The organism is Flagellimonas algicola (genome assembly GCF_005937185.1).
In the GTDB taxonomy this organism is placed as follows: domain Bacteria; phylum Bacteroidota; class Bacteroidia; order Flavobacteriales; family Flavobacteriaceae; genus Flagellimonas; species Flagellimonas algicola.
The window spans coordinates 467,280-493,294 of record NZ_VCNI01000002.1 but is presented as its reverse complement, the minus strand read 5'-3'; the positions used below and the strand labels follow the sequence as shown (position 1 = coordinate 493,294).

The window sequence follows — 26,015 nt, the reverse complement described above, 5'->3', positions numbered from 1 at the left end:
ATTTAGAAATTTATAACTTTGAGTTTTATTTATAACAATATGGGATTTTCAATTCGAGATGCGCGGCAAGAAGATATGGTGCAGGTCTTGGAACTGATCCAAGAATTGGCCTTGTTTGAAAAAGAACCGGAAGCGGTTGAGGTTACGGTGCAACAATTGGTAAGGGATGGATTTGGAGCAAAAAAAATGTTCCATTGCTTTGTGGCGGAAAAAGCGGACAAGGTGGTAGGTATTGCGTTAATATATCCTAGATATTCCACATGGAAGGGCCCTATAGTTCATTTAGAGGATCTAATTGTATCCAAAGAAATGCGCGGAAGCGGTCTGGGGACTGCCCTTTTGGATGAGGTGGTGAAATATGGACATCGTTTGGGCGTCAAGAGAATATCTTGGGAGGTGTTGGACTGGAACGACCCCGCCATTGCTTTTTATGAGAACAAGGGCGCCGACGTAAAAAGGGACTGGGATGTGGTCCATCTAAATGAAAATGGCATCAAAACATATGTAGAAAAACTGGAAGAATCTTCCATATAATCATAGCTAACTAATTCATGAGAGTATTTAAGTTTGGAGGTGCATCGGTCAAGGACGCCGAGGCGGTAAGGAATGTCGTCAAAGTTCTAAAAGAAGTTGGTCATGAAGACACCTTGGTGGTGATTTCTGCCATGGGCAAAACCACCAATGCCATGGAAAAGGTGGTGGCCGCCTATTTTGACAACAAGAGTCAAATATCTTCCAGTATACAGGAGGTTTGGGAATACCATGAAACCATCCTTTCAGAGCTGTTCCAAAATAAAAATCATCCAGTTTATGAAAAGGTAAAAACGCTCTTTGAAGAAGTGAAAGGGTTTCTTGCCTGGAACAAATCGCCTAAAAATGCCTTCGTTTACGATCAGGTGGTCGGTTACGGCGAATTGGTCTCTACCACAATCATTAGTGAGTACTTAAATGAAGTTGGATTGCCCAATATTTGGCAAGATGTGCGCAACTTGATCAAAACGGATAACAGTTATAGGGATGCCAAGGTCAACTGGGAACGCACCCAAGAGCAGGTATCCAAACTGGACACTTCCAAACTCTATATTACCCAAGGCTTTTTGGGTAGCGATGACAACAACTTCACCACCACATTGGGTCGTGAGGGTTCGGATTATACGGGAGCTATTTTGGCCTATTGTCTCAATGCGGATTCCGTGACCATTTGGAAGGATGTACCTGGAGTGCTGAATGCCGACCCCCGTAATTTTGATGAGACCCAATTGCTGGACGAAATATCGTACCGGGAAGCTATAGAATTGGCATTTTATGGAGCTTCCGTTATCCACCCTAAAACGCTTCAGCCGCTACAACGCAAGGAAATTCCTTTGCATGTTAAATCCTTTGTTAACCCAACGAACGATGGAACCACTGTTGGCAAAGGAGTAGGGATATCTCCCAAGGTGCCCTGTTTTATTGTGAAGAAGAATCAAGTACTGATCAAACTTTCTTCCCTAGATTTCTCCTTTATTGTGGAGAACAATATCAGCGAAATATTCAAATTGCTCCATGACCATCGGATGAAAGTGGACCTGATCCAGAATTCTGCCATTAGTTTTTCAGTTTGTTTGGACAACAAGTTCAACGGGCTTCAAGCTATGCTGGACGAGCTGAAAAGAAAATTTAAAGTGGTTTGTCATGAAGATGTTTCCCTATACACGATTCGGCATTTTGATGATAATGCGGTGAAGTCGCTGGAAAATGGACGGTCAGTTTTGGTGGAACAACGTGGAAAAGAGACAGTTCAGCTCGTTGTAAAATAATGTTTCCCGAATAAAGAGGTAAGGCCAAACCGATAATGGTATTTTTCTATCTTTACGCTTACCTAATATTTAGCTTATGGGGCTGGTTTCTGCGAAAGAGGTTGCAAAGGTCATCAATCTTGACAAATATGGCTTTTTAGGAACCTTTGTAGGATGGTTGTTGATGGTGGCCACAAAGATTACCAGCATAAACAGATTTTATAACAGGAACAAATCGTTGCAGGGAACGGAGTTCTTGGATGCTATTTTAGAGCATTATGAAATTGACTTTGAGATTCCCGAAGAAGACCTAAAGCGCCTACCCAGGACCGGACCTTATATTACCATAAGTAATCATCCGTTAGGTGGAATTGATGGCGTATTGTTGTTAAAGCTAATGTTGCAACAGCGCGCAGATTTCCGCATCATTGCCAATTTTCTTTTGCATCGCATAGAGCCCTTAAAACCCTTCATCATGCCGGTGAATCCTTTTGAAAATCACAAGGATGCCAAAAGCAGTATCATGGGGTTCAAAAACGCACTTTTACATTTACAGGCAGGTTATCCTTTAGGAATTTTTCCGGCCGGGGAAGTGTCTACCTACAAGGATGGAAAATTAGTAGTGGATAAGCCCTGGGAAGAGGCGGCCCTTAAATTGATTCGCAAGGCCGAGGTGCCCGTGGTTCCCATTTATTTCCATGCACGGAACAGTCGACTTTTTTACAAGTTGTCCAAAATAAATGACGTTTTCCGAACAGCTAAATTGCCTTCGGAATTGACATCGCAAAGTAGGCGTCCCATTAAGGTTAGGATTGGCCAACCTATCTCTGTAAAAACACAGAACGAAGAACCTACATTGGAATCCTTCACGGAATTGCTCAGAAAAAAGACCTATTTGTTGGCCAACGTTTTTGAAAAGGAACGGTTAATAGATAAAGTGCCCACAACTTTGAAGATTCCCAAACCTCCCAAGAAAATTGCAACCTCTGTTGGCGTGGAAGTACTACAAGGGGAGATAGAAAAATTACGGGAAAAGGATTGCCGTCTCCTGCAGAGTAAAAACTATGAGGTGTATTTGGCACAAGAGCAGGATATGCCCTTTATTCTGAACGAAATTGGAAGACAACGTGAAATTACGTTTAGGGAAGTAGGAGAGGGGACCAACAATGCCATAGATTTGGACGGTTTTGATTCGTACTACCATCATTTATTTCTTTGGGACGATGAGGATAAGTGCATCGTTGGGGCCTACCGAATGGGATTGGGCAAGGAAATCTTCAAAAAGTACGGGATTGATGGATTTTACCTTCAGGATTTATTTCGATTTGAGCCAGAGCTTTACGGCATGATGGAGCAATCCATCGAAATGGGAAGAGCTTATATCGTAAAGGAATATCAGCAAAAACCCATGCCCTTGTTCTTACTTTGGAAAGGGATTGTGCATACCACCTTAAGACATCCTGAACATAAATATTTGATTGGTGGAGTGAGCATTAGCAACCAGTTCTCCAACTTTTCCAAATCCCTGATGATCGAGTTTATGAAATCCAATTATTGGGATCCTTATGTGGCCCAATATGTTAGACCCAAAAAGGAGTTTAAGGTTCAGTTGAAGGATGCGGACAAGGAGTTTGTGTTTGATGAAACCCAGGCAGACCTCAATAAGTTTGACAAATTGATCAGTGAGGTGGAACCCGGAAGTCTGAGGTTGCCTGTGTTGATCAAGAAGTACATCAAACAGAATGCAAAGGTGGTGGCTTTCAATGTTGATCCCCTGTTCAACAACTCCGTGGATGGACTTATGTACATTAGAATTGCCGATTTGCCAGAAAGCACTGTGAAACCCGTTATGGAAGAGTTCCAGGCCGAATTGGAAAGGAAGTTGGGAAATGGTAATGGTTAAGCTAAACTCCCTTCTTTTCATAGTACTGGTATTTGGGTGTTTGTACGGGGCAGCCCAAGAAATTTCTGGCTTGGTCTTGGATTCCAAGACCAGGGAACCCATCACAGGAGCTTCCGTATATTATGATGGAAGTGCTGTTGGAACCATTACGGATCTTGATGGAAACTTTCAAATTCCTGCGCTTTTGGGCAGCAATGCGGTCCTAGTGATAAGACATTTGGGTTATAAAACCAGAAAGTTGGTTCCTCTGCAGGGGAAATCCCTTCTTCGAATCGTCTTGTCAGAGGAGGCTGAAAGCCTGGATGAAATTATTGTGACCGCTGACCCTTTTTCCCGAAAGCAGAAACTGAAGGTTTTTCGACTTGAATTTTTGGGTGATACAAAGGGAGGCAAGAATAGCAGTATTGTCAACGAAGAAGATGTCCGCCTATTTTTTAATACCTATAACAACACCTTAACAGCTCATAGCGAACGTCCATTGATTGTCCAAAATGACTATCTGGGCTATCGGATATCCTTTGAAATTGAACAGTTCAAAATTTATTTTAAAAGCACCAGTCTTAAGCGTATTGATAACATTTTTCATACGGTCTATGAAGGGTCAGCCCAATTTTTTGATGTAGCCTCGAGAAACTACAAGGTGAAAAAGCGAAGGGAAAACGCCTATGAGGGCTCCAGAATGCACTTTATGCGTTCCTGTTGGAATGGAAATCTTCACCGTCAAAATTTTGAGTTGCGGAAAAAGTTCAAGAACATTCCCACCTCTGAACTATTCGTAGTGAAAAACGATTCCCTGGAAGAATTTAGGAACATCCAATTTTTGGGGGAACAGTTTGTGATTTATCACAGGAAAAAGGGGTACTATCGTTCTACCTTGAATATCCAGAAGCCGGAAACTGTGTTTTCTCTTGATCGATATGGCGGTTGCACTCCCTTTAAGGAATTGGTTTTTGGAGGATACATGGCTGACTACAGAATTGGGGACATGTTGCCCATTGATTACGGCCTTTAAAAAAGAAAATGGCAGAAGGGCCTTACCCAACTACCATTCATACAGACTAATTTTATCTGAGCCTAGTTTAGTAATTCTTCCTTTACAAAATTGCTGCAAAACTCCTTTATTTCGTTCCTGGCCTTTAAAAAAGCTGCATGTTTGGTATCTGTCGTCCCTTCTACCTTGGAGGGGTCAAAAAAGTTGTGGTGGATGCGTTCCGCATTGGGAGCCGCAATAAAAGGGCAGTTTTCTTTTGCGTGATCACATACCGTGATGATGTAGTCCCAAGCAATACCCTCATATTCGTCCACATGATTGGAAGTGTGATGGGTGATATCAATGTCATCTTCTTTCATGATGGACACGGCCCCGGGATTAAGGCCATGGGTTTCGATTCCTGCACTGTATACTTTGGCTAGGGAATCTTGAAAATAATTTAGGTAACCATGTGCCATTTGACTTCGGCACGAATTTCCGGTACAAAGGACCAATACGTTTTTCATTTTCTTTGATTTGTCCCCTCGAGCGCAGTCGAGAGGTGGACGGTTTACGTTTGTTCTATCAATGACATTTCGGCTGCGCCTGTCTGCCAACAAAGGCAGGCTCAATGTGACATTGGCTTTAATTAATCTATTCCTATGGTTTTACTTCTTTTTTCGAATAAGAGGTTGTCTTTCCAAACGCCGTTTATTTTGCCAACGCGTTCCCTTTTCCCTATAAATCGAAATCCCACCTTTTTATGCAAATTTATACTGGCTTCATTTTCTGGAAAAATTCCGGATTGAATGGTCCAATAACCCACTGCTTCGCTAGCCGTTATGAGACTTTCCATCAATAATCGGCCTACGCCCATTCCCCTGCTTTTTGCACTTACATACACGCTGACTTCCCCAACCCCACCATAAACGCATCTGCCGGATACAGAGGATAGTGCTGCCCAACCATGGATTTCTTCATTTGTCTCTGCAACCAATCTACATTGTTCCACATGAGCATTATCCCAAGCCTCATAGCTTGGGATAAGCTGCTCAAATGTGGCAAAACCGGTAGCTATGCCCTCCAAATAAATTTGGGAAACTTGCTCCCAGTCCGATGGTTTCATTGTGCGTATGTGCATGGGTTAGGTCGGTTAACAGCAACCGCTTTCAGGAGCACACCCTGCAGAAGCTTCCAGCACGGCATTTTCTCCTTTTACCTCAACCCCGCAGGTTTCTTTGGCTTTACAATCCGTTTTTTCAACGGATAGTTTCAAAGTCAATGTCTTTTGGTCCAGCGCATAATCCTCCACAAAAAGCTGAGCCGTGTGAAAAGATTCGTTGCTATATTCAATTTTGATTTCAGCATCTTGAACCATAGGTTTGATGCGGTCTACCTTGTTAAGAATGGACAAGGCCTTGTAAACAGACATAAAGTCTCTTTTGTCTTTTTCCTTTGGGCTTTCCCAAAGTTGGACAATGGTCTCTTTCCAGAAATCGGTTCCGGCGCCACAGTCCACTGCGTCTATGGTTATGTTTTTTACCTCGGTAATATGGTAGTTGGCTCCCACCAATTTTCCTGGGGTATACTCGAACAACAAGCTTTTGTCTTGATGTTGTTTTAATAATGAAATAAATTCTGATGTATTCATATCTGACAACAGTTTTGGTTAATATTTGAAAAGAACGCATTAAAGGACTGTTGTAGTTCCTCCCAGCGTTCCTGATTAATGCAATAACAAAGATTTTTACCCTCAAAAGTTCCTTTGAGGAGTCCAATTTTCTTGATTTCGTTGAGGTGTTGCGAGATAGTGGGCTGCGCAAGCCCAATCACATCCACTAAATCATTGCAGATGCAATTTTCTTGTCGACTTATGTATTCCAAAATGGCAATTCGAGCGGGATGTGCGAACACTTTGGCAGCCTGTGCCAGTTCGTTCTGTGAAATTGAAAATATGTGTGTTTTCGAGACTCCCATATGTTAAACGGAATAACATTGTTAGTTTTATATTGCAATATTACGATAAAACCTTTAAATAAAAAAGCTAAGAAACAATTTCCTAGCTTTTTGGTAACTTTTTTATAACCCTTTGAACCAATCCTGGAACAAATCTCCAACAAGAAACACGGGCTTTTGAGACCCATTAATGGCATTTATCAAACTAACAATCCAAAGCACGAAACAGAACAGTCCGATTAATATACCGAGTAGGGGAATAACGGATAAAATTCCAATTAGGAATATCCCCAAAGTCTGTCTAATATAAAATGAACCCAATTCTGTTTTATTACTGCTGTTCATGATAATGGCTATGATCCATCCTAGAAAGGTAATGTGGGCAAGAATTGCCACGGTCTTACCACTTTCCGGATTGCTCGCGTCAAAGGCCTCCTTTACATCTTCCTTGAAATCTTGTGCAGCTTCCTTTACATCCTCTGCAGCTTCTTTGGCTGCCTCCTTTGCGTTGTCAAAAGCTTCTTCAGCTTTATCTCCCAAATCTTTGTTTTCTTCAGACATTGTTTTTAATGTGTTGGTTAATTGTGTTTTAAATGTAACAAATAAATCAATATCTATAGAAAAGCTTTATCAACAGGCTCCCAGAGTTCCAATTTGTTGCCCTCCGGATCCAAAATCCAACCAAATTTACCATAATCATACTCCTCCACTTCACCCACAATGGTTACTCCTTCGTCTTTTAAAGCCGCTAACAATTCCAATAGATTCTCGACCCTAAAATTCATCATAAACTGCTTTTCACTGGGTTTAAAATAGGCAGTATCTTCTTTAAACGGGCTCCATTGAGTGGAGCAGTCATTTCCTTCCTTATCCTTCCACCAAAAAGTGCATCCGTACTGGTCTGTATTCAATCCCAAATGATTTTTGTACCATTCTTTTATATGATTGGGATCCTTGGTCTTAAAGAAAAAGCCCCCAATTCCTGTGACTCGGTTTTTCATGTTATCTTTTTACGTTTTTTTCATACAACTGAATCCAAGCTTCAGGACTCATTTTTTGACACAATTCCTTAATCAAATCGTATGGAATAGCATCCATTTTTTTGAATCGGATACAGCTCTTGCCCATATCCAATTTAGTCTTCACATATTTTGGATATTCCTCCACAAACCAATCCAACAATGCTTTATCGGCATAAATCCCAGAATGATAGAGCGCAACAAAGTGTTTTTGCGCGGCAATATTGATAAAGGGCAAAGGCAATTTTGGGTCACAATGGTACCCACCCGGATATAGTGAATGCGGAACCACATATCCAATCATTTTATAGCTGATGCATTCCTCAAATCCTTTGGGGAGGTTGTTCCTTACAGTTTCCCTTAATTTGGACACTGCCGCTTTTCGTTCTTCCGGGAGTTTACTGATGTACTCATCCGGGGTTTTTGCATCTATGGTCATAATTTCAATTAGTGGTTAACAATGGACAAGGCTTAAGGTCACCCAATATTGGATGCAAACCTATTTTCGCTGTAATATTAGGGCAGAGATCAACGATATGATAAACCCTATGACAAAAACGGTCATTCCCATGAGCGCAAAAGAAAATATAGGATTTGAAAACATTTCCTTTTGAGATTCAATTTCTGCAAGTTGTACTTCAAATTCATCAGGGGGTAACGAATCCCTCATACTTTTGACCGTGGCTTCGTAGTATTCTTCCATAAATTCAGGGTTTAAAACTTCCGTGAACAAAACGTCCAATAACCCAAAGGTAACGGCAGTGATCAAGCTGATAAGAACCCCTAAAGTCAAAGCTTTTTTAAAATTCACTTTTCCATGGTTCTCCTTATCTCTAAAGTGTTTGATTCCAAAATAGACGAAGGCCAAGGAAATGACCATGGAAGCATATCCAATAACTTCTTGGGTAGAAAATGATAGGTCGCCCAATACATACCAACTGAATAGGAATAGCAAGCAAATGGTCAAGGCACCATAAAGTCCATATCGGATTACTGTTTTTTTCATGGTTGTTGTTTTAATTGGTTGAGCTAAAAGTAAGTATGACGGTGTACAAGGCGCTCATACTAAAGTACCAAAAAGCTAATAATTGGGTAAAAATTCAACTAGACGGCTAAAATCTTTAGATTTTTGGCATTTTGAATGGCCTGTGTCCTCCGCTTGGCATTGAGCTTTACCAAGAGGTTGGAGACATGCGTTTTGATGGTACTTTCGGAAACAAAAAGTTGCTCGGCAATTTCCTTATTGGACAGCCCTTTGGAAATACAAAGTAATACTTCGTACTCCCTTTTGCTTATCCCCAATTTTTCTATCTTCTCGGGATCAATGGGGTTGGAAACCTGCCTTTCACGGTTCAAGGTCCTTTTATTAATGTAAATTCCGATAATGAAAAAAACCACGGCCACAACGGCGATTCCAACTTCTATGGAGAGGTCTCCTGAGATGTAAGAGTACTTGCTCAACTGAAAAAGGATAAGTAAGGCAATGATCAAGGCGGAAAAAACAAAAACGGTCTTCTTCACCTATTAAATTTAGCAAAATCTCTCTTGGATTTTGTCTACGATAGTCTGTGCCAATTTTATTTTACTTTCCACGGTCCAACCGGCAACATGCGGAGTCAAGAGTACATTTTTGGCTTTGCGGAGATATTTCAGGGCCTTGGGCTTTTGCGCAAACATGTACTCGAAGGATTTTTTTTCATACTCCAAAACATCCAATCCGGCACCCAATACTTTTCCAGATTTCAAGCCCTCTACCAAATCCTTGGTCACCACGCATTTCCCCCGGGCCGTATTGATCAACCAAAATGGATTGTGAATACTTTCAATAAATTCGGAATTTACCATGCCCACGGTAAGCTCGGTCTGGGGAACGTGCAGGCTTATCACATCTGATTTTTGCTGCAACTCCATAATGCCAACTTGCCTCGCATTTTCATCTCCTACGCCCCCAATTATGTCGTAGCAAATAACCTCTACATCGAAACCCTTAAGCTTTTTGGCAAAGGCCTTTCCCATATTTCCGTATCCTATGATTCCTACTGTTTTGCCTTCCAATTCCACACCTCGGTTGCCTTCACGTTCCCATTTGCCCTTCTTCACTTGCCTATTGGCCTTGTTCATCTTGTTCATTAAGGACAATAGCATGCCTAGCGCATGCTCGCCAACGGCATTTCGGTTACCCTCTGGCGCAGAGGCTAGAAAAACACCCTTTTGTCTGGCGTAACCCGTATCAATATTTTCCAGGCCGGCCCCAACACGACCAATAAACTTTAGGTTGGTGGCCTTGTCCAAAAATTGTTGGTCTATGGTGAATCTGCTACGGATAACAATACCATGGTATAAGTGGATTTTCTTTTCAACTTGTTCCTTGGTGGATTGGTAATCCTCATCATTTTCAAAACCCAATTCGGAAAATTGTTCCAATAACAGGGGATGGTTGGTATCAAGGTGAAGAACTTTCATCGGTAGATTTTGGTTGCCTAAATTTTTGGATAAACAGTTTGGGTTTTTTCATGTTGCACACTGCCCGTATGTGCCGTACTCAATTTTTCAAAAAGAAGCACTTGGACTTCTTCACCGTCCCTGGTTTTAGGATTGTGTTCCACTCCCTTGGGAACCACAATAATCTCCCCTTCCTGAACAATTTCAGTTCGATCCCTAAACTGCATATACATAGTACCCTTGATCACTTGGAACAATTCATCTTCATGTTCATGGGCATGCCAAACAAACTCACCCTGCAACTTGGCCAAGAGCACCTGCATGTCGTCCACCACTGCAATTTGATGGGGATGCCATTGCTTGGTAAACTCTGCATGTTTCTCTCTAAGATTAATGGGTTTCATAGCTATTGACTTAGATTCCAAGGATTAGTTTGGCAATCCAAAAATAGATTAGGATGCCAAAGATATCGTTGCTTGTGGTTATAAATGGACCGGTGGCAATGGCAGGGTCAATTCCGCGCTGATCTAAAAATAAGGGCGTAAAAGTACCAATGAATCCGGCAACCATGATCACCGCTATCAATGATACAGAGATGGCCAAAGCTGTTGTGAAATCACCTTGCCAAATCCACGTAAAAATCAAAAGCAATGCGGCTAGAATTAATCCATTCAAAAGAGCCAAGAGCATTTCTTTGACCAGTCTGTTGCTGATGCTCCCCTTGAGGTCGTTATTGGCAAGACCCTGTACGATAATTGCGCTGGACTGCACCCCAACATTTCCGGCCATAGCCGCAATAAGCGGGGTAAAATAGAACAGAATGGCATGTTGGGCAAGCATCTCTTCAAAGCCTCCCATGATACCGGCCGCTCCCAATCCACCCAATAACCCAAGAATCAACCAAGGTATGCGTGCACGGGTAAGCTCCCAAATACTGTCATCTGCCTCTACATCTTGAGATATACCAGCGGCCAATTGGTAATCTTTGTCGGCCTCTTCCTTGATTACGTCTACAATATCGTCAATGGTAATGCGACCAACCAATCTTCCTATCTCATCCACCACGGGAATGGCCTCTAAGTCGTATTTGGACATAATTTTGGCTACCTCTTCGGATTTTTCATTTACGGTAACATAATCCACTTTTGGGATGTACACATCTTTGATGTGGGTTTTGGTTGAAGTGGTCAAAAGATCCTTAAGTGAAAGTCGACCTTTGAGTTTTTCCTCATCATCCACTACATAAATGGAGTGCACCCGTGTTACATTTTCGGCCTGCGCCCTCATCTCCTTTACACAGGTTAGCACATTCCAATTTTCTTTGACCTTTACCAATTCCTTTGCCATAAGACCACCAGCTGAATCTTCATCATAACGAAGCAGGTCAACAATATCCGCCGCATGTTCTTTATCCTCGATTTCCGAGATTACGTCTTGGATAATTTCCCTTGGAAGCTCGCCAACAATGTCTGCAGCATCATCGGTGTCCAGCTCTTCCAACTCCCCAGCTATTTCCTTGATGGAAAGATTGTTCAAGACTGCTTCCCGAATATCCTCATCCATTTCCGCGAGAATATCCGAGGTCTTTTCGCTATCCAGAAGTTTGATCAGATAGGTTGCCTCCTTCACCTTGAGTTCCTCCGCTATCTCGGCAATATCCGCATAGTGGAATTCCTTCATCATCAGCCTGAGTGCCGCATTTTTCTTGTCCGCAATCAGTTGTTGAATTTCAGCAATTAGCTCGTCTGTGAGTTTAAACGGGGTCATTGGCAATCTTCTGTGTTAACCCAATAAAATCAGCTACACTAAGCTGCTCAGGGCGCTGGTCAAATATAGTGTCTTCTTTTAGATTATCGGAGAGGTTAAAGGATTTAAGGCTGTTGCGAATGGTCTTTCGCCGTTGGTTGAATGCGGTCTTGACCACTTTAAAAAAGAGATGCTCGTCACAGGGGAGATTTAGATTTTCTCTACGCGTTAACCGGAGTACTCCAGAATGTACCTTGGGAGGGGGGTCAAACACCTGAGGGGGAACGCTAAACAGATGTTCCGCCTCATAAAAAGCCTGCACCAATACGGAAAGGATACCATAGGTTTTACTACCAGGTTTTTCGCAAATACGTTGCGCAACCTCTTTTTGGAACATCCCGGAGAACTCCGGTATCTGTTGGCGCATTTCCAACATTTTAAAAACGATTTGGCTGGAAATATTGTAGGGAAAATTGCCCGTAATGGCAAATTGCTCGTTCCCATACAATTGTTTCAGATCGAATTTGAGGAAGTCGGCCTCCAAGATATTGAGCCGATTGTTTTTTTGAAACACTTCAGGGTGCTCCAACCGGAAGCTGTGGTTCAGATAAACGATGGATTCCTCATCAAGATCCATGGCCACCAATTCCAAATCGCGTTGCAATAAATACTTGGTAAGTACGCCCATTCCAGGACCTATTTCCAAGACATTGGAGTATGAATCAAGGGAGAGGGTTTGGGCAATTTTTTCTGCTATGCTTTCATCTTTTAGAAAATGCTGTCCAAGATGTTTTTTGGCTTTTACGGCACCCTCATTGTGTCCATTCCTGCGCTGCTTGGGCTTGGCATTGCCAAACTTCTTCTTGTTTTTATTGGACATGGGACGTTTTTTAGCAAGTTAGTTTGAATTTTTGACATACAACCAGGCTTCAATCCCTGATTCCAACACTACTTTTTCACGTATGTATGCACTGGTTTCATAGATATCCGATTTGGCCAAATCCAATGGAGTTATCTCATATACCATACCTTGGACGGTGTCCTTTGGATTTCCACTTTGTATCACAAGGGGATAGCGGTTATAGATTGCATTTTCCATTTTCTTAAATCCAGATAAAAAATCGGATTTACCTGTTAGGATGCGACCAAAAATATACTGCTGTACCTGTAAGTCTTGCAGTGTTCCGTAGGTGAAAAGGTATTCCAAGGGTTACGGAATTTGTTGACTGATGATTTCCAACTCTGTTCTAAAGGCAACAAACTTATTTGGAAAGAGCTTTTGCCCGTCGGACCTGAGGCGTTCTGCATCTTCTTTATAATATGCCTCCAGTGTTTTTCTATCCTTTGTAGTGTATTGAACGGAGTAAGTGACACCACCCATTTCTTCTTCAACCAATACCTTGGCCATTTTGGCATGGGAAAACTTTCCGGTGCCCAACATATCCGGAACGTGTTTATCGCGCATCCAGGTCAACCATTCATCATGCACACTTTCATCTATATTGATGGTTACATTGTAAATCAGCATAGTCCAACTTTTAATTGGCTCAAAAGTAGCGAAGAATCAATTAATGGCATCGCCCCGTAAACGCCTAAATTGCTTTCTGGCCTTGGGAAAGTAATAACTGTCCTGATGGTTATAAATAATTTTCTCGTATTGTGCCTTGGCCTTTTCAGGTTCGTTCAGAATAGTTCTATATAACTCTCCAAGGGCAAAAAGGGCATCGTCCGCCAAAATATCGTGGGCGTAGAATTCTGCAATTTTCTGATAGTTGAACTCGGCATCCTTATATCTTTTTTGGCCCTCCAAAAGCTGTCCTTGCTTTAGCAATGCCTCATCCTCGATTTTTTCACCTTTGTGGTTCTGTAAAATATCTTCCAAAGCTTCAATGGCCTCGACATTCTTGTTTTGATATGCCAACAAATCTGCCCTGGCAAACTTTTTCAGCGCTGTTTGGGTCGAATCTTCCAAGGAATTATCCGATATCAACAGGCTCAATTGCATGGCGTCATTGGCAATGAGCTGCGAGGTGGAACCCCTGAGCACCTTAAGTTGTGTAAGTGCCCAATCAAAATCCCCTTTATAAAAACTGGTCTGTGCTACCTTAAAGCGGGCATCTTGGCCCAAGACATCATTTTTTAATCGCTTTTGTACTTGGGTAAAGTAAATTAGAGCTTGGTTAAATTGTTGATTGTACACCAAAATATCCCCCAGGGCCATTTTTACATAGGCCATGCCCCTATTACTCAAAGGAAGTTCCAAACTCTCTTTTAGCATAGCAATGGCCGGGCCTGGCTGTTCCCTTTTGAAGGTTAGGAAATTGGCGTAAGCAATTTGAAGCTGCAAGGTCTGGCTTTGGTTTCCATACTCCAGCACCAAGGCTTCAAACTTTTTTTCCACCGCATTCAAAGTGCTTTTGTCAGGCGTCTCCAAATCAATATCTATAAGGTGCAATTGCGCATTGAGCTTGGAAACTGGGTTGCCACTATGGTCCACAATGTATTCAAAAATCTTGCTGGCATTGGAAAAGTCCTTGTCTTCCAGTGCAATCTGACCCAGATTTTCCAATCGGTCCAAAGAAATTTCATCTGTCCGCTTATAAATGGCCTTTTCTTGACTGAATGCACTGCTGTACTGTTTTTGCTGGATAAAAAGCCAGCTTAGCAATTCGTTCCATAAGATATCTGGATTCTTCTGGGCATTTTTTAAGAGGACCTTTCTAAGGAGCACATTGTTCTCGTTGGAAGGATCTTCCGAAATAAAATCATCTATATTCCGCAAAATATTGGAGCGCGAAGTACGACCTTCCTTGATGAGATTGAGATAGCTTTGGTACATCTTTTCCACCTGTCCTTGCTCCCCATAAATCCGGGCCAATTGAAAGTCATAATTCAATTCGGGCTTAAGCACCATGGCCTTTTGATAGGCCTGGATGGCTTCGTCCAACAGGGCATATTTTTGAAAACGGTACCCCACACTATATCCAAAATTGGGATTTTCCTCTATTTTCTGAATGGCCTTTTGATAATATTCCGCAGCCTTGTCAGCTTGGTTTTGTAGGGTATAGTTATACCCCAATTCTATGAAGAATGTGGGAAAGGCATAGACGTCCTCAACTTTTTTCAGTAAAAATTGTTCTGCATCGGAGTAGCGTTCCAATTGTTGATAGCAGGCCACCAAACCTTCGGAATAGTCCGTGCGCCTTGGATTTTTTTTCACCAATTTTTCATAAAACACCAAGGCCTTGTCGTAGTCCCCATCATTGAAATATTGCTTGGCCAAAAAGTCTTCTTGGCCATAGGAAGAAATGCTAATGGTAAGACACGCTATAAGAAATACAAAGAATCGCAATAGCTCGTTTTATTTCAAATATAACGTAGAAAAACCCCAATTCCTGTTAAGTGAATCTAAATTAGGGACAACAAATCTTAATTGATTATATCAAATCCGCAGTAGGGAACCAATACTTCGGGGATTTTAATACCGTCCTTGGTTTGGTAATTTTCCAAGATGCCTGCCAAAACCCTTGGCAATGCCAACGAGCTTCCATTTAAGGTATGGGCCAGTTGCTTTTTCCCATTTTCATCTTTAAAACGAAGTTTTAGCCGATTGGCCTGGAAGGTCTCAAAATTGGATACGGAGCTTATTTCCAACCAACGATCCTGCGCTGTAGAGAAAACTTCAAAATCAAAGGTGAGGGCAGAGGTAAAGCCCAAATCCCCACCGCAAAGACGAAGAATTCTATAGGGAAGTTTTAACTCAACAAGAATCTTCTTGACATGTTCCACCATTTCATCCAACGCTTGGTAAGAAGCATCAGGGCGTTCAATACGAACCACTTCTACCTTGTCAAATTGATGTAAGCGGTTAAGCCCTCGCACATGAGCACCATAACTTCCGGCTTCCCTTCTAAAACAGGGGGTATAGCCCGTGTACTTGATGGGTAAATCCGAAGCGGTAAGCATGTCGTCCCTATGTAGATTGGTTATTGGGACTTCAGCAGTTGGAATCAGATATAGATCATCCGCTTGAACATGGTACATTTGCCCCTCTTTATCCGGTAATTGACCTGTACCATAACCAGAAGCTTCATTGATCATGTGTGGTACTTGCAACTCCGTGTAACCCGCTGCTGTATTCTTATCCAAAAAATAGGAAATCAGTGCACGTTGAAGTCGTGCTCCTTTGCCCTTGTATACTGGAAACCCAGCTCCCGTAATCTTCACCCCGGATTCAAAATCGATGATGTCATACTTTTTGGCCAACTCCCAATGCGGTAAAGCACCTTCTGCCAACTCTGGGATGTCTCCTTGACGAAAAATTTCCTCGTTGTCTTCATCTGTGTTACCTGCGGGAACAGATTCGTGGGGGATGTTGGGAATCAGATATAACTGTTCCTGTAGCGCTTCCGCAGTAGCATTGAGTTCTTCACCCAGCTGTTTTGAGGCTTCTTTCAAACCTGCAGTCTGCTCTTTTAAGGTGTTCGCCTCTTCTGCTTTTCCTGATTTAAAAAGTATGCCAATTTCTTTGGAAAGCTTGTTGGATTCGGCCAATGTAGCGTCTAATTCAGTCTGAATGGAACGTCGTTTTTCATCTAAATCAAGCACAGCGGAAAGAATGGGTTCCACATCCAGATTCCTTTTTTTAAGTGCGATGATGATACCTTCCTTATTCTCCCTTATGGTTTGTAATTGAAGCATGGCCTTGTTTTGAGCGGCAAATTTAATTCAATCTACGCAAGATGCCCAACTATTCTTCAGCTTGTGAGGGCAAAATCCATTCATTATGGCCAAAATGTTTCCAAGGTACGCTGGCCAAGTCCACTTCTGGGTCAATAAATTCATGAAATTTCCCCTGATTTACTTTTACCTTGTTTTCCACAAAGACTTGAATGTCCTCTCCCTTTTTGGCATATTCCTTTTTAAGGTATTGTGCAAACTGCCAGGTAAAATCAGGATAGCAAGATACTTTGCGGCGTTGCTTTTTGGTAAGATGGTCGCCCAATTTTATGACCTCCATTTTGCCAGTTTCCTTGTTCACCGCTTTGACCCGAATAGATCCGGCACGGCTGCGCAACATCATCCGCCAACTCAAGCGATGTCCTTCCTCTGTCCAAAGCACATCATCGTGAAACGTATGGTGGCGTAAGGGAAGTAATAATTGTGCAATGAAATAGATGCTTAGTACGGATACAATCAAATTCCTGTTTTTGGGAATGACCGGGGTATTAACGGTTTCTGCACTTTTTCGTTTTAGGAAAATGTTCCTAATGGTTTCCGGAGGGAAAAAGAAAACGATAAATGCCAAGGAGAGGTACGGAAAAATCCCAATTTGGAATACAATGCTGTTGAATAGATGGAAGAAGATGGAAAACGCGAAGGCCACCTTACGAGTGGGTTTCCAAAGTAAAGCGGGAACCACCAACAAATCATAAAAAATCCCGAAAAATGCCACAATCTGGTGCACCCATTTTTCCTGAAGTAAATCTCCAATAAGGTAATAGTCCGCTTTGGATTTCATCAAAATCTCAATGATGCTGAAGTCCAACCAGTCTCCGTACAGTTTGGCTACCGAAGCATAGGTATAGACAATGAACAGCTGCAGAATTATGGCCCAACGTATCCAATTGTGCATGGTGGTGGAACGAATACTTGGATTTTGTTTAGCGTCCAAGGAAAAATCACGGTTTGCCGGAAAAAATGCCATGATATAGGACAACAACATCAATAAATAATAATGGTTGTTATAGGATGTTTTTTGCATGAGGTAGACCCCGGTCCATAGGATGGCAAAGACAAAGGCACTGAATCTATATCGATAGCCCAAAGTGATCAATACCCCAAGAGTGCCCATGATCGCAAAGTAGATATACATTCCGCTACCGGGAAGGGGTTGAAGCCATTCAAACCCAATGAAGCTAAACGTAAATTTGGGCTCTACCAAAGTTCTGCGTACCCAACCGGTGGCAATGGCGCCATAACATTCGGCGCTGACCAGCAAGCCATAGAATACCCTAAAAACTACAAGTTGGGCATTATCTATTTTTTTAAAAAGAAACTGGTTCACTTTAGCTCGAAATTAAGTCCAACGAAGTTTGTCTGTCCTTTTTGAGCTGCTCTTGAAGCTCTTGTACGGAATCAAACTTGTGTTCATCCCGGATACGATGGAGCAGGTCTACCTGGATCTTTTTGCCATAGAGATTCCCGTCAAACTCAAAGAAGTTGATTTCTATACTCTTTTTTTTGCCTGAAACCGTGGGATTGTAGCCAATGTTCATCATTCCAAAATAATCCTTGTCGTCCCAACGGCTCTTTACCACATACACCCCATTTTTGGGAATCAGTTTGTATTTCTCGGAAATATCTAAATTGGCCGTAGGGAAGCCAAATTGTTTACCAAGACCTTTGCCCTTTTTTACAGTGCCTGTAAGCATGTAGGGATAGTTTAGGTATTTGTTGGCCGTAACGATATCACCCTCCTGAAGCGCATTTCTAATTTTGGTGGAACTCACAGAGACGTCATTGATCTCCTGGGCTGGAATTTCTTCCACCTCAAAATCCAACGCGTTTCCAAAGGATATAAGATCCTGGATGTTGGCATTTCTGTTGCGTCCAAACCGGTGATCGTATCCAATGATTATCTTTTTGGTTTTGATGCTGTTCACCAAAATGTCCCGCACAAACTCGGTCGCCGAAAGTCTCGAAAACTCTTTGGTAAAGGGATGGACAATCAGGTAATCCAGTCCCATGGCCTCCAAAATCTTGGTTTTCTCCTCCAAGGTATTCAACAATTTAATGTCCGTGTCTTTTTGAAGTACCATACGGGGATGTGGGAAAAAAGTAAGTACAACAGATTTTAGTCCCGCATTTTTGGCATTATTTATGAGGCGTTCCAGTATCTTACCGTGGCCAATGTGCACTCCATCAAAGGTTCCAATGGTTACCGCGGTATTGAATGATGTATCTGTGAACTGAGAAATGCCTTGGACTGTTTCCACCTAAACAAGAAATAAAAAAGGCTTATTTTTGAAATTGACCGACGCCCCTTTAGTATGAAAGCTAAATTACATCTTGTTTTATCAATTACCATATTTTTTATCTCATTTTCGATCTACGGTCAACGTTCTTATTGGAAATCGATACCGGTAAAGAGCTCTTTCAAAAGTGCATCCCTGAAAAATAATATGGACAAGGCGAATGCAGTCTACACCTTGGACAAGGGTCAAATATTGGATGATTTGCTTCCTGCGGCCAAAACCAGCAGGGACAAGCGTACGGTATATCTTCCAAATGGTCATGGGGAAATCATAGGATTTGATTTGAAGGAAACCTCGGTACTACATCCGGACCTGGCCAAGAAGTATCCAGGGATTAAATCATTTACCGGGGTAAGTCAAAATGGGCAATATAAAGTGAAGTTGAGCAATTCCCATAAGGGGATGGACGGGATGCTGGTAAACCTAAGGAACCAACAAACAACCTTTATAGAACAACTGTCCAATGAAGCTGATACCTATGTGGTTTATGAAAAGGGAGCTGAATCTGCCGGAAAAGGAAGCTTTGTTTGTAAAACAGGAGACATTCAAAAGTTGGTGGCCAAAACCATTACACCTTTAGTGGATGATCAATTGTTGCGCAAATATAGGATTGCGGTTTCTGCATCAGGGGAATATACCCAGCACCATGGCGGGACTGTTGCCGATGCCCTCGCGGCCATAAATACAACTTTGACCAGGGTCAATGAAGTTTTTGAAACCGATTTAGGGGTGACCTTGGAATTGATTCCGAATAATGACCTGATAATATTTACAAATTCAGGTACCGACCCCTATAATGGGAACCTTAATTCTGAGGTACAGAACACTTTGACATCAACCATAGGCGAGGCGAATTATGATGTTGGACATTTGTTTCATAAAGTAGAGCAAGGGCAGGACAATGGTAATGCCGGTTTTATTGGGTCTGTTTGTTCAGATAATAGAAAGGGAAGTGCATTTTCTGCAGCTTTTAATCCTCAGGGAGATGTTTTTGATTTGGATTTTGTGTCCCATGAACTTGGGCATCAATTTGGAGCCAACCATACTTGGTCTTTTGAGAGCGAAGGAACTGGAGTACAAGCAGAACCAGCCAGTGGGACCACCATAATGGGTTATGCAGGGATAGTAGGCGACAATAATGTGGCTCCCAATGGCAGCGATTATTTTCATTTCTATAGCATTCAGCAGATATCCACATATTTACAATCCGTTTCCTGTGCTGAAGAAACAGGACTTACGAACAATCCGCCGGTGCTAACCCCAGTTGGGGACTATATAATACCTAGTGGGACGGCATTTGTCTTAGAGGGAATTGCAACGGATGGTGACGTGGGAGATGTACTCACCTATACTTGGGAACAGATTGATAATGGGGTGGTAACCACAGCGACCTTTGGTCCGGATAATCCAAGCGGTGCCAATTTTAGATCTCTGCCACCAACTACAGATCCGGCCAGATATTTTCCAAAGTTATCCAGTGTAATTCAGGGCGAGCTTACGCAGACCGAACCCGAGATTAATGATGCATGGGAAACCGTTTCTAATGTGGCCAGAAATTTTGAATTTGCGTTTACGGTTCGCGATAATGCAGCTGGGGGTGGTCAAGTTGTTTCAGATGTGCTCAACGTGGAAGTTGTGAGTTCTGCCGGACCTTTCATGGTCACTTCGCAAGGCACCAATGAAGTATACGAAGGGGGTTCTACCCAGCAAGTGACCTGGGATGTATCCAATACCAATATTCTGCCTGTGAATGCCCAAACCGTAGACATTATGCTTTCCTTGGATGGAGGTGTAACTTTTCCCATAACCCTGGCGGATGATACTTTAAATGATGGGGAAGAGGAAATTCTAATACCCGGAGATGCCACTACCCAGGCAAGAATCATGATCAAAGCAAGCAATAATGTGTTCTTTGCGGTAAATACTTCGGATTTTACGATTCAGGAATCCCAGGTGGTATTGAGCTTTCAAGATTTGGTTTATGAGGTTTGCCAACCCGATAATTTGATCATACCATTCACCTATCAAGCTTTTGGTGGTTTTAGTGAAACTTCCACTTTTTCTGCCAATCTTCCGGTAGGACTTACGGGCATTTTTGCCCCAACCCAGGCAAGCGCAGATGATACTTCCGTGCAATTGACTATTTCCAATACTAATGGCGTGGCTACTGGGGAATACAATATTACGGTTACCTCTACTGCAGCTTCGGTAACCAAAAATGTACCCTTGACCTTGATTGTGAAGGATAATGGCTTTTCAGATGTTGTACTTCAATCCCCGGCGGATTTAGAGGGTAATGTTTCCATTCGCACCCAACTGAACTGGGAAGACAACGTACTATATTCCAACTACGATGTGGAGGTTGCTACGGATGTAGGATTTACCAATGTTGTGGAGTCAGCTACAGTACCTTTTAATTTCTATCAAACAACAAGTTTGGCCGCCCAAACGGAATATTTTTGGCGTGTAAGACCCAACAATGCGTGTGGAGGAGGAACTTTTGGAACACCTTTTAGTTTTACAACCATCCAGGTGGATTGCAAAACTTTGGAACCTGCCGGGTTGCCCCTGGAAATCTCCCCAGTAGGGACATCGGCTGTGAGCAGCACTGTAAGCATATTTGAAAATCTTTCCGTTTCAGATGTCAATGTAAGTCTGGAATTGAACCATACCTATTTGGAGGATTTGATCATTAATTTGACTTCTCCCTCGGGGACTAAGGTTACCTTGATTTCCAATACTTGTGGGGATGCGAATAATATCAATGCCACTTTTGATGATGACGGGGCATCCATTGTTTGCGCAATCAATCCCGCCATATCAGGAACAGTAAAACCTTTGGGGTCGTTAAGTTCATTTATTGGAGAATCCGCACTTGGGGAATGGACCTTGGAAATTTTGGATACAGCTACAGGTGATGGGGGTTCTCTAATCGGCTTTACGCTGGAGGTTTGTGCCGAAGGGGCGTTTAGACCTGATGAGGACGAGGATGGGGTGTTTGATGACGGGGATGACCTCTGCTTAGGTACACCAAAAGGGACCGAAGTGGATACAAATGGTTGCCCAATCAACCGTTTCCCTTCAGATAATTTTACGGTGGAAGTTCAGAGTGAGAGTTGCAGAAACAATAACGATGGAACAATCAGTATAACTGCGATTGATAATTCAATTACCTATACAGCAGTTTTGGATGGAGGGGGAACAACGTCCAACATGGACTTTACGAATTCCCATTCCTTTGGGAACTTGGAAGCCGGAGATTACACGGTATGTATTACAGGGACCAACGGTACTGTCACCTTTAGAGAGGTTTGTTTCAATCTGGAGCTAACCCAACCAGAGTTGCTTTCGGTTTTTGCTGAGGCAGAAGGTCAAGCCTTGGCGCTTTCCATGTCCGGGGGCAGTTTATATACTATCGAACTCAATGGATTGGTCACGCAGACATTGGACAACGAAATTCAATTGGAACTGAAAGAAGGAAGGAACACTTTAAAGGTTTCGACCAGCTTGGACTGCCAAGGAATTTATGAAGAGTCCTTTTTTGTATCTTCCAAACCTATACTGTATCCCAATGCTGTGAACCATACGGCTAAGGTATTTTTAAGTGGATATAACGGCTTGGTCAAGGTTCAGGTGTTTGCTTCCAATGGTCAATTAGTCCTGACCAAGGATGAAACGTTGAACGGAAACGATTTGGAACTTGGAGTTTCTCTGTTGCCCAAGGGAACCTATTACATGAGGATTGAAACCTTGGATACCAAGCAAGTATTTAAAATGATTAAGGAATGAAGCAGTTTTTAGCAATTTTAGGCGTTTTTGTTTTGCTGTATTCCTGCAGCAAAAGTGATGATGGCCCTCCCGCTCCGGAAGGAGCCAATTTGGTTTTTCCCAATGAAAATTCGGAATGCACCACTGGTGTGAGCATAAACAATGCACTGAGTCAGGTTACTTTTGAGTGGAGCGCTTCTGCAAATACTGATACGTATACCTTAAGTGTGGTTAACCTGGATACCAATATTCCACAAACCATTTCCACCGCTGCAACTTCGGCCAGTTTATCTATCGAGAAGGGAACCCCTTTTTCATGGTCGGTGACTTCAAGAAATTCAAATACGGATCAAACAGCCACTAGTGATACGTGGTTATTTTACAATGCAGGTTCGCAGACTAACTATGCTCCGTTTCCAGCCCAGGTGGTGAGTCCTGTTTCGGGATCCACCATACAAAAGAGTGTGTCTAATGAGGTGACCTTGGAGTGGACAGGTTCTGATGTGGAAGATGATATTGAGTCCTTTGAGGTCTTTTTCTCTGATCAAAATCCTCCGGCAACTTCCTTGGGAGTCTTGGATCCTGGAACCAATACTATTGATGTGGGAGTTTTGTCAGATACTGTTTACTATTGGAGGATTACCACAACGGACGTGCAGGGCAACACTTCAGATTCCGGGATTTTCGATTTTAGGGTATTTTAAGAAACACTAGGTTCCGTTAAACTGGTTCATAGTGTTTTTGGTACCGGCAAAAACATACGAGCGTACTAACTCTGCGGATTTTTTAAGCCGTTCTGGTAATGCAGCTAATTCGTCTTCGTTCCATTTTCCTAAAACATATTCTACCTGTCTACCTTTGCTAAATTCCGCTCCAACACCAAATCTAAACCGCGGATATTGGGATGTTTGTAAAGTGTTTTGGATGTGTTTTAGCCCATTATGTCCACCATCGCTTCCTTTGGTCTTAAGTCTAATGGTTCCAAATGTAAGATTGATGTCGTCCGTAATGATAAGGACATTTTCCAATGGGATTTTTTCCTTCTCCATCCAGTATTTCACTGCTTTGCCACTAAGATTCATGTAGGTGGATGGCTTCAGACATAAAATGCTACGACCTTTGTGTTTAAAAGTACCTACGGAAGCCAATTTGCCACTTTCAAATGCAAAACTTTCTTGTTCAGCTAAAAAATCTAAGATTTGGAAACCGATGTTATGTCGGGTTTCCTCATATTCCGATCCAATGTTACCAAGGCCAATAATCAGAAATTTTTTCATGGGATCACGTTCTTCAATCAAGGGTTTTGTAATGCCGAAAAGGGACTTTAGCAACTGCAGCATCCTTTAAATGGGTTTTGCCCAAAAATAAGAAAGCATCCCCAAACTTTACTTTTGTGTAAAACGGGGATGCTATTATTTTGATTAATGGAAACCTACTCGGTAGCTTCGGCGGCTGGAGCATCAGCACCTTCTGCGGCAGCTTCAGTTCCTTCCGTTCCTTCTGCACCTTCAATTTCTTCCTCTTCTTCTTCCTCATCATCCACAGATGTTCTAGAAGCTTTTACCTGCACTACTGCAGTACTATCAGGGTGAAGAATGGTGTAATCATCACTTAAAATCGTTTCAACAGGAATAGTTCCACCTATTCTAAGCTTAGAGATATCTATAGTGATAAAATCAGGAAGCAAGTCAGGCAAAGCCTTGATAGCTAGTTTTCTTTTTCTAAAAAGCAAACGACCACCATTTCGTACTCCAGGGGAGTTCCCTTCCAAACGAATTGGGATATTCATGGTTACAGGCTTGTCCTTGAATAACTGGTAAAAATCGATATGCAAAATTTTGTCGGTTACAGGATGAAACTGGATATCCTGTAATACAGCGTCAAACTTTTGACCATCTTCCAACTCAATCACAGCCGTATGAGCATTGGGAGTGTACACTAAGTGTCTGAACGCTAGTTCATCTGCTGAAAAGTGCAATGGCTTATCCCCTCCGTACAGCACGCAAGGGACCTTTCCAGCATTACGTAAGGCTTTGGTAGAAACCTTGCCCACGCTTTCTCTTTGAGATCCTTTGATAGTAATTGACTTCATTTTATATTAAAATTGATTTACATTAAAAATTTTGATGATATTGAGGTGTTATGGTGAACCCTTTGCATGACGTCTGCAAACAGATCCGCACAACTCAATACTTTTATTTTTTTCTTGTCTTGTTCAACGGGAATCGAATCGGTTACGATCAATTCCGTCAACTTTGACTTTTCTATTTTTTCATAAGCATTTCCGGACAGCAGACCATGAGTGGTGATGGCTCGTACGCTCAAGGCCCCTCTTTCTATCATAAGGTCAGCTGCTCTGGTAAGAGTCCCGGCCGTGTCTACCATATCATCCACCAAAACGACATTCTTCCCTTTCACTTCGCCAATGAGTTCCATATGGGAAATTACATTGGCTTTGGCACGCTGCTTGTAACAAATCACAACATCGCTTTCAAGGGCTTTAGAGTATGCATAGGCACGTTTGGAACCCCCCATGTCGGGAGAAGCGATGCACAAGTTGTCCAGTTCCAACTCTTTTAGATAGGGTAAGAATAGGGTGGACGCAAACAGGTGATCCACTGGTTTTTCAAAGAACCCTTGAATCTGGTCGGCATGCAAATCCATGGTGATGATACGGGTGGCACCCGCAGTCTCCAACATTTTGGCAATCAATTTTGCAGCAATGGGAACCCTGGGTTTATCCTTTCTGTCCTGTCTGGCCCAACCAAAGTAGGGCATTACCGCAGTGATATGTCTTGCCGAAGCTCTTTTGGCCGCATCCAGCATTAGCAACATTTCCATCAGATTTTCCGAACTTGGATTGGTGGATCCAATGATAAAAATCCGGGTCCCGCGGATGGATTCTTCAAATGACGGTTGAAATTCACCATCACTATATCTTGAAAAAAGTACCTTTCCAAGGTCCGCCCCGTAGGATGCGGCAATTTTCTCGCCAAGCGCTGTACTCTGGGTACAGGCAAAAATTTTGGGTTCTGGAACTTGGTACGGCATTGTAATCTGTTGTCGACTAGATTATTAAATCCTCTTTTTTTCAAAAGAGGTGCAAATTTATAAATTAATTCGGGTTGCTAAAGGATATTTCAAGGTATTTTTGGTTGTAAATGAAATTATTTTTTAGCTTTGCAGTCCCATTTCAAAAAGGGGATACATATTAAGCCTTGGTGGCGGAATTGGTAGACGCGCTGGATTCAAAATCCAGTTCTTTCGGGAGTGTGGGTTCGATTCCCACCCAAGGTACTTTAAAAGCCGGGATTTTGATCTCGGCTTTTTTATTTGGAATAAGCCGTGAATGCTTCTTCTTCACCCATTTTCTTATCATCTTTCCTATATCAATGT

General features: G+C 42.3%; 28 protein-coding genes and 1 tRNA gene. 7 read left to right on the top strand and 22 right to left on the bottom strand.

Features of this window, described 5'->3' with window-relative positions; all coding sequences use genetic code 11:
- Positions 1-39 precede the first annotated feature (39 nt).
- The 4 genes from FGG15_RS10975 to FGG15_RS10960 all read left to right on the top strand — a co-directional run bounded on the left by FGG15_RS10975 (position 40) and on the right by FGG15_RS10960 (position 4,693).
- Positions 40-534, top strand: a complete 495-nt coding sequence (locus FGG15_RS10975) for a GNAT family N-acetyltransferase (protein WP_138836173.1) — start codon at positions 40-42, stop codon at positions 532-534.
- Between the two features lie 17 nt (positions 535-551).
- Complete coding sequence (locus tag FGG15_RS10970) at positions 552-1,799, top strand: aspartate kinase (RefSeq protein ID WP_138836171.1); 1,248 nt, start codon at positions 552-554, stop codon at positions 1,797-1,799.
- Between the two features lie 76 nt (positions 1,800-1,875).
- Complete coding sequence (locus FGG15_RS10965) at positions 1,876-3,681, top strand: GNAT family N-acyltransferase (protein WP_138836169.1); 1,806 nt, start codon at positions 1,876-1,878, stop codon at positions 3,679-3,681.
- Positions 3,674-4,693 (top strand): carboxypeptidase-like regulatory domain-containing protein, encoded by a 1,020-nt coding sequence (locus FGG15_RS10960; protein ID WP_161991959.1) that lies wholly within the window; start codon positions 3,674-3,676, stop codon positions 4,691-4,693. Before FGG15_RS10965 ends, FGG15_RS10960 begins: the two co-directional genes overlap by 8 nt.
- Positions 4,694-4,755: 62 nt before the next feature.
- Here FGG15_RS10960 and FGG15_RS10955 read toward each other — a convergent pair whose 3' ends face one another.
- From FGG15_RS10955 to FGG15_RS10865, 19 genes are all read right to left on the bottom strand, one after another.
- Entirely contained in the window at positions 4,756-5,178 is a 423-nt protein-coding gene (locus FGG15_RS10955) for an arsenate reductase ArsC (RefSeq protein ID WP_138836165.1), read from the bottom strand.
- A 122-nt stretch (positions 5,179-5,300) separates the two neighbouring features.
- A complete protein-coding gene (locus tag FGG15_RS10950; RefSeq protein WP_138836163.1) occupies positions 5,301-5,792 on the bottom strand; it encodes a GNAT family N-acetyltransferase in 492 nt (163 codons plus the stop codon).
- 12 nt (positions 5,793-5,804) lie between these two features.
- The gene (locus FGG15_RS10945) at positions 5,805-6,302 is read right to left on the bottom strand and encodes a DUF6428 family protein (protein ID WP_138836161.1); all 498 of its coding nucleotides are present in this window, start codon (positions 6,300-6,302) and stop codon (positions 5,805-5,807) included.
- Positions 6,299-6,628 carry an ArsR/SmtB family transcription factor gene (locus FGG15_RS10940; RefSeq protein WP_138836159.1) on the bottom strand — a complete coding sequence of 110 codons (330 nt, stop codon included), beginning with the start codon at positions 6,626-6,628 and terminating at the stop codon, positions 6,299-6,301. Before FGG15_RS10940 ends, FGG15_RS10945 begins: the two co-directional genes overlap by 4 nt.
- Before the next feature lie 102 nt (positions 6,629-6,730).
- Positions 6,731-7,168 (bottom strand): DUF4870 domain-containing protein, encoded by a 438-nt coding sequence (locus FGG15_RS20310; RefSeq protein ID WP_237561808.1) that lies wholly within the window; start codon positions 7,166-7,168, stop codon positions 6,731-6,733.
- Positions 7,169-7,221: 53 nt separating this feature from the next.
- Positions 7,222-7,608, bottom strand: coding sequence for a VOC family protein (locus FGG15_RS10930; protein ID WP_138836156.1), 387 nt, complete (start codon positions 7,606-7,608; stop codon positions 7,222-7,224).
- Position 7,609: 1 nt separating this feature from the next.
- Positions 7,610-8,065, bottom strand: a complete 456-nt coding sequence (locus FGG15_RS10925) for a DUF1801 domain-containing protein (RefSeq protein ID WP_138836154.1) — start codon at positions 8,063-8,065, stop codon at positions 7,610-7,612.
- A gap of 60 nt (positions 8,066-8,125) precedes the next feature.
- The gene (locus FGG15_RS10920; protein ID WP_138836152.1) at positions 8,126-8,632 is read right to left on the bottom strand and encodes a DUF4199 domain-containing protein; all 507 of its coding nucleotides are present in this window, start codon (positions 8,630-8,632) and stop codon (positions 8,126-8,128) included.
- A 98-nt stretch (positions 8,633-8,730) separates the two neighbouring features.
- The gene (locus tag FGG15_RS20450) at positions 8,731-9,147 is read right to left on the bottom strand and encodes a response regulator transcription factor (protein WP_138836150.1); all 417 of its coding nucleotides are present in this window, start codon (positions 9,145-9,147) and stop codon (positions 8,731-8,733) included.
- A 9-nt stretch (positions 9,148-9,156) separates the two neighbouring features.
- The gene (locus tag FGG15_RS10910; RefSeq protein WP_138836148.1) at positions 9,157-10,089 is read right to left on the bottom strand and encodes a 2-hydroxyacid dehydrogenase; all 933 of its coding nucleotides are present in this window, start codon (positions 10,087-10,089) and stop codon (positions 9,157-9,159) included.
- 17 nt (positions 10,090-10,106) lie between these two features.
- Entirely contained in the window at positions 10,107-10,472 is a 366-nt protein-coding gene (locus FGG15_RS10905) for a cupin domain-containing protein (protein WP_138836146.1), read from the bottom strand.
- 10 nt (positions 10,473-10,482) lie between these two features.
- Positions 10,483-11,835, bottom strand: a complete 1,353-nt coding sequence (gene mgtE / locus FGG15_RS10900; protein ID WP_138836144.1) for a magnesium transporter — start codon at positions 11,833-11,835, stop codon at positions 10,483-10,485.
- The gene (rsmA, locus tag FGG15_RS10895; protein ID WP_138836142.1) at positions 11,822-12,694 is read right to left on the bottom strand and encodes a 16S rRNA (adenine(1518)-N(6)/adenine(1519)-N(6))-dimethyltransferase RsmA; all 873 of its coding nucleotides are present in this window, start codon (positions 12,692-12,694) and stop codon (positions 11,822-11,824) included. The genes mgtE and rsmA overlap by 14 nt, the downstream gene beginning before the upstream one ends.
- A gap of 18 nt (positions 12,695-12,712) precedes the next feature.
- Positions 12,713-13,021 (bottom strand): gamma-glutamylcyclotransferase family protein, encoded by a 309-nt coding sequence (locus tag FGG15_RS10890; RefSeq protein ID WP_138836140.1) that lies wholly within the window; start codon positions 13,019-13,021, stop codon positions 12,713-12,715.
- A gap of 3 nt (positions 13,022-13,024) precedes the next feature.
- A complete protein-coding gene (locus FGG15_RS10885; RefSeq protein ID WP_138836138.1) occupies positions 13,025-13,342 on the bottom strand; it encodes a DUF4286 family protein in 318 nt (105 codons plus the stop codon).
- A 36-nt stretch (positions 13,343-13,378) separates the two neighbouring features.
- Positions 13,379-15,166 (bottom strand): tetratricopeptide repeat protein, encoded by a 1,788-nt coding sequence (locus tag FGG15_RS10880; RefSeq protein ID WP_138836136.1) that lies wholly within the window; start codon positions 15,164-15,166, stop codon positions 13,379-13,381.
- 77 nt (positions 15,167-15,243) lie between these two features.
- On the bottom strand, positions 15,244-16,515 hold the full coding sequence (serS, locus tag FGG15_RS10875; RefSeq protein WP_138836135.1) for a serine--tRNA ligase: 1,272 nt from the start codon (positions 16,513-16,515) through the stop codon (positions 15,244-15,246).
- A gap of 49 nt (positions 16,516-16,564) precedes the next feature.
- Entirely contained in the window at positions 16,565-17,881 is a 1,317-nt protein-coding gene (locus FGG15_RS10870; RefSeq protein ID WP_138836133.1) for an HTTM domain-containing protein, read from the bottom strand.
- Position 17,882: 1 nt separating this feature from the next.
- Complete coding sequence (locus FGG15_RS10865) at positions 17,883-18,812, bottom strand: bifunctional riboflavin kinase/FAD synthetase (RefSeq protein ID WP_138836131.1); 930 nt, start codon at positions 18,810-18,812, stop codon at positions 17,883-17,885.
- A gap of 186 nt (positions 18,813-18,998) precedes the next feature.
- On the opposite strand from FGG15_RS10865, the gene FGG15_RS10860 reads away from it, so the two are divergent.
- Positions 18,999-22,640, top strand: a complete 3,642-nt coding sequence (locus FGG15_RS10860; protein WP_237561807.1) for a reprolysin-like metallopeptidase — start codon at positions 18,999-19,001, stop codon at positions 22,638-22,640.
- Positions 22,637-23,323, top strand: coding sequence for a hypothetical protein (locus FGG15_RS10855; RefSeq protein ID WP_138836127.1), 687 nt, complete (start codon positions 22,637-22,639; stop codon positions 23,321-23,323). The genes FGG15_RS10860 and FGG15_RS10855 overlap by 4 nt, the downstream gene beginning before the upstream one ends.
- Positions 23,324-23,329: 6 nt before the next feature.
- On the opposite strand, the gene pth is transcribed toward FGG15_RS10855, so the two are convergent.
- The 3 genes from pth to FGG15_RS10840 form a co-directional block, all read right to left on the bottom strand.
- Positions 23,330-23,959, bottom strand: coding sequence for an aminoacyl-tRNA hydrolase (gene pth / locus FGG15_RS10850; RefSeq protein ID WP_138836125.1), 630 nt, complete (start codon positions 23,957-23,959; stop codon positions 23,330-23,332).
- A 92-nt stretch (positions 23,960-24,051) separates the two neighbouring features.
- Entirely contained in the window at positions 24,052-24,711 is a 660-nt protein-coding gene (locus FGG15_RS10845) for a 50S ribosomal protein L25/general stress protein Ctc (RefSeq protein ID WP_138836123.1), read from the bottom strand.
- Between the two features lie 17 nt (positions 24,712-24,728).
- Complete coding sequence (locus FGG15_RS10840) at positions 24,729-25,670, bottom strand: ribose-phosphate pyrophosphokinase (protein ID WP_138836121.1); 942 nt, start codon at positions 25,668-25,670, stop codon at positions 24,729-24,731.
- Between the two features lie 164 nt (positions 25,671-25,834).
- Between FGG15_RS10840 and FGG15_RS10835 the strand changes: the two genes are divergently transcribed.
- A tRNA-Leu gene (locus tag FGG15_RS10835) sits at positions 25,835-25,916 on the top strand.
- The last annotated feature ends 99 nt before the right edge of the window (positions 25,917-26,015 follow it).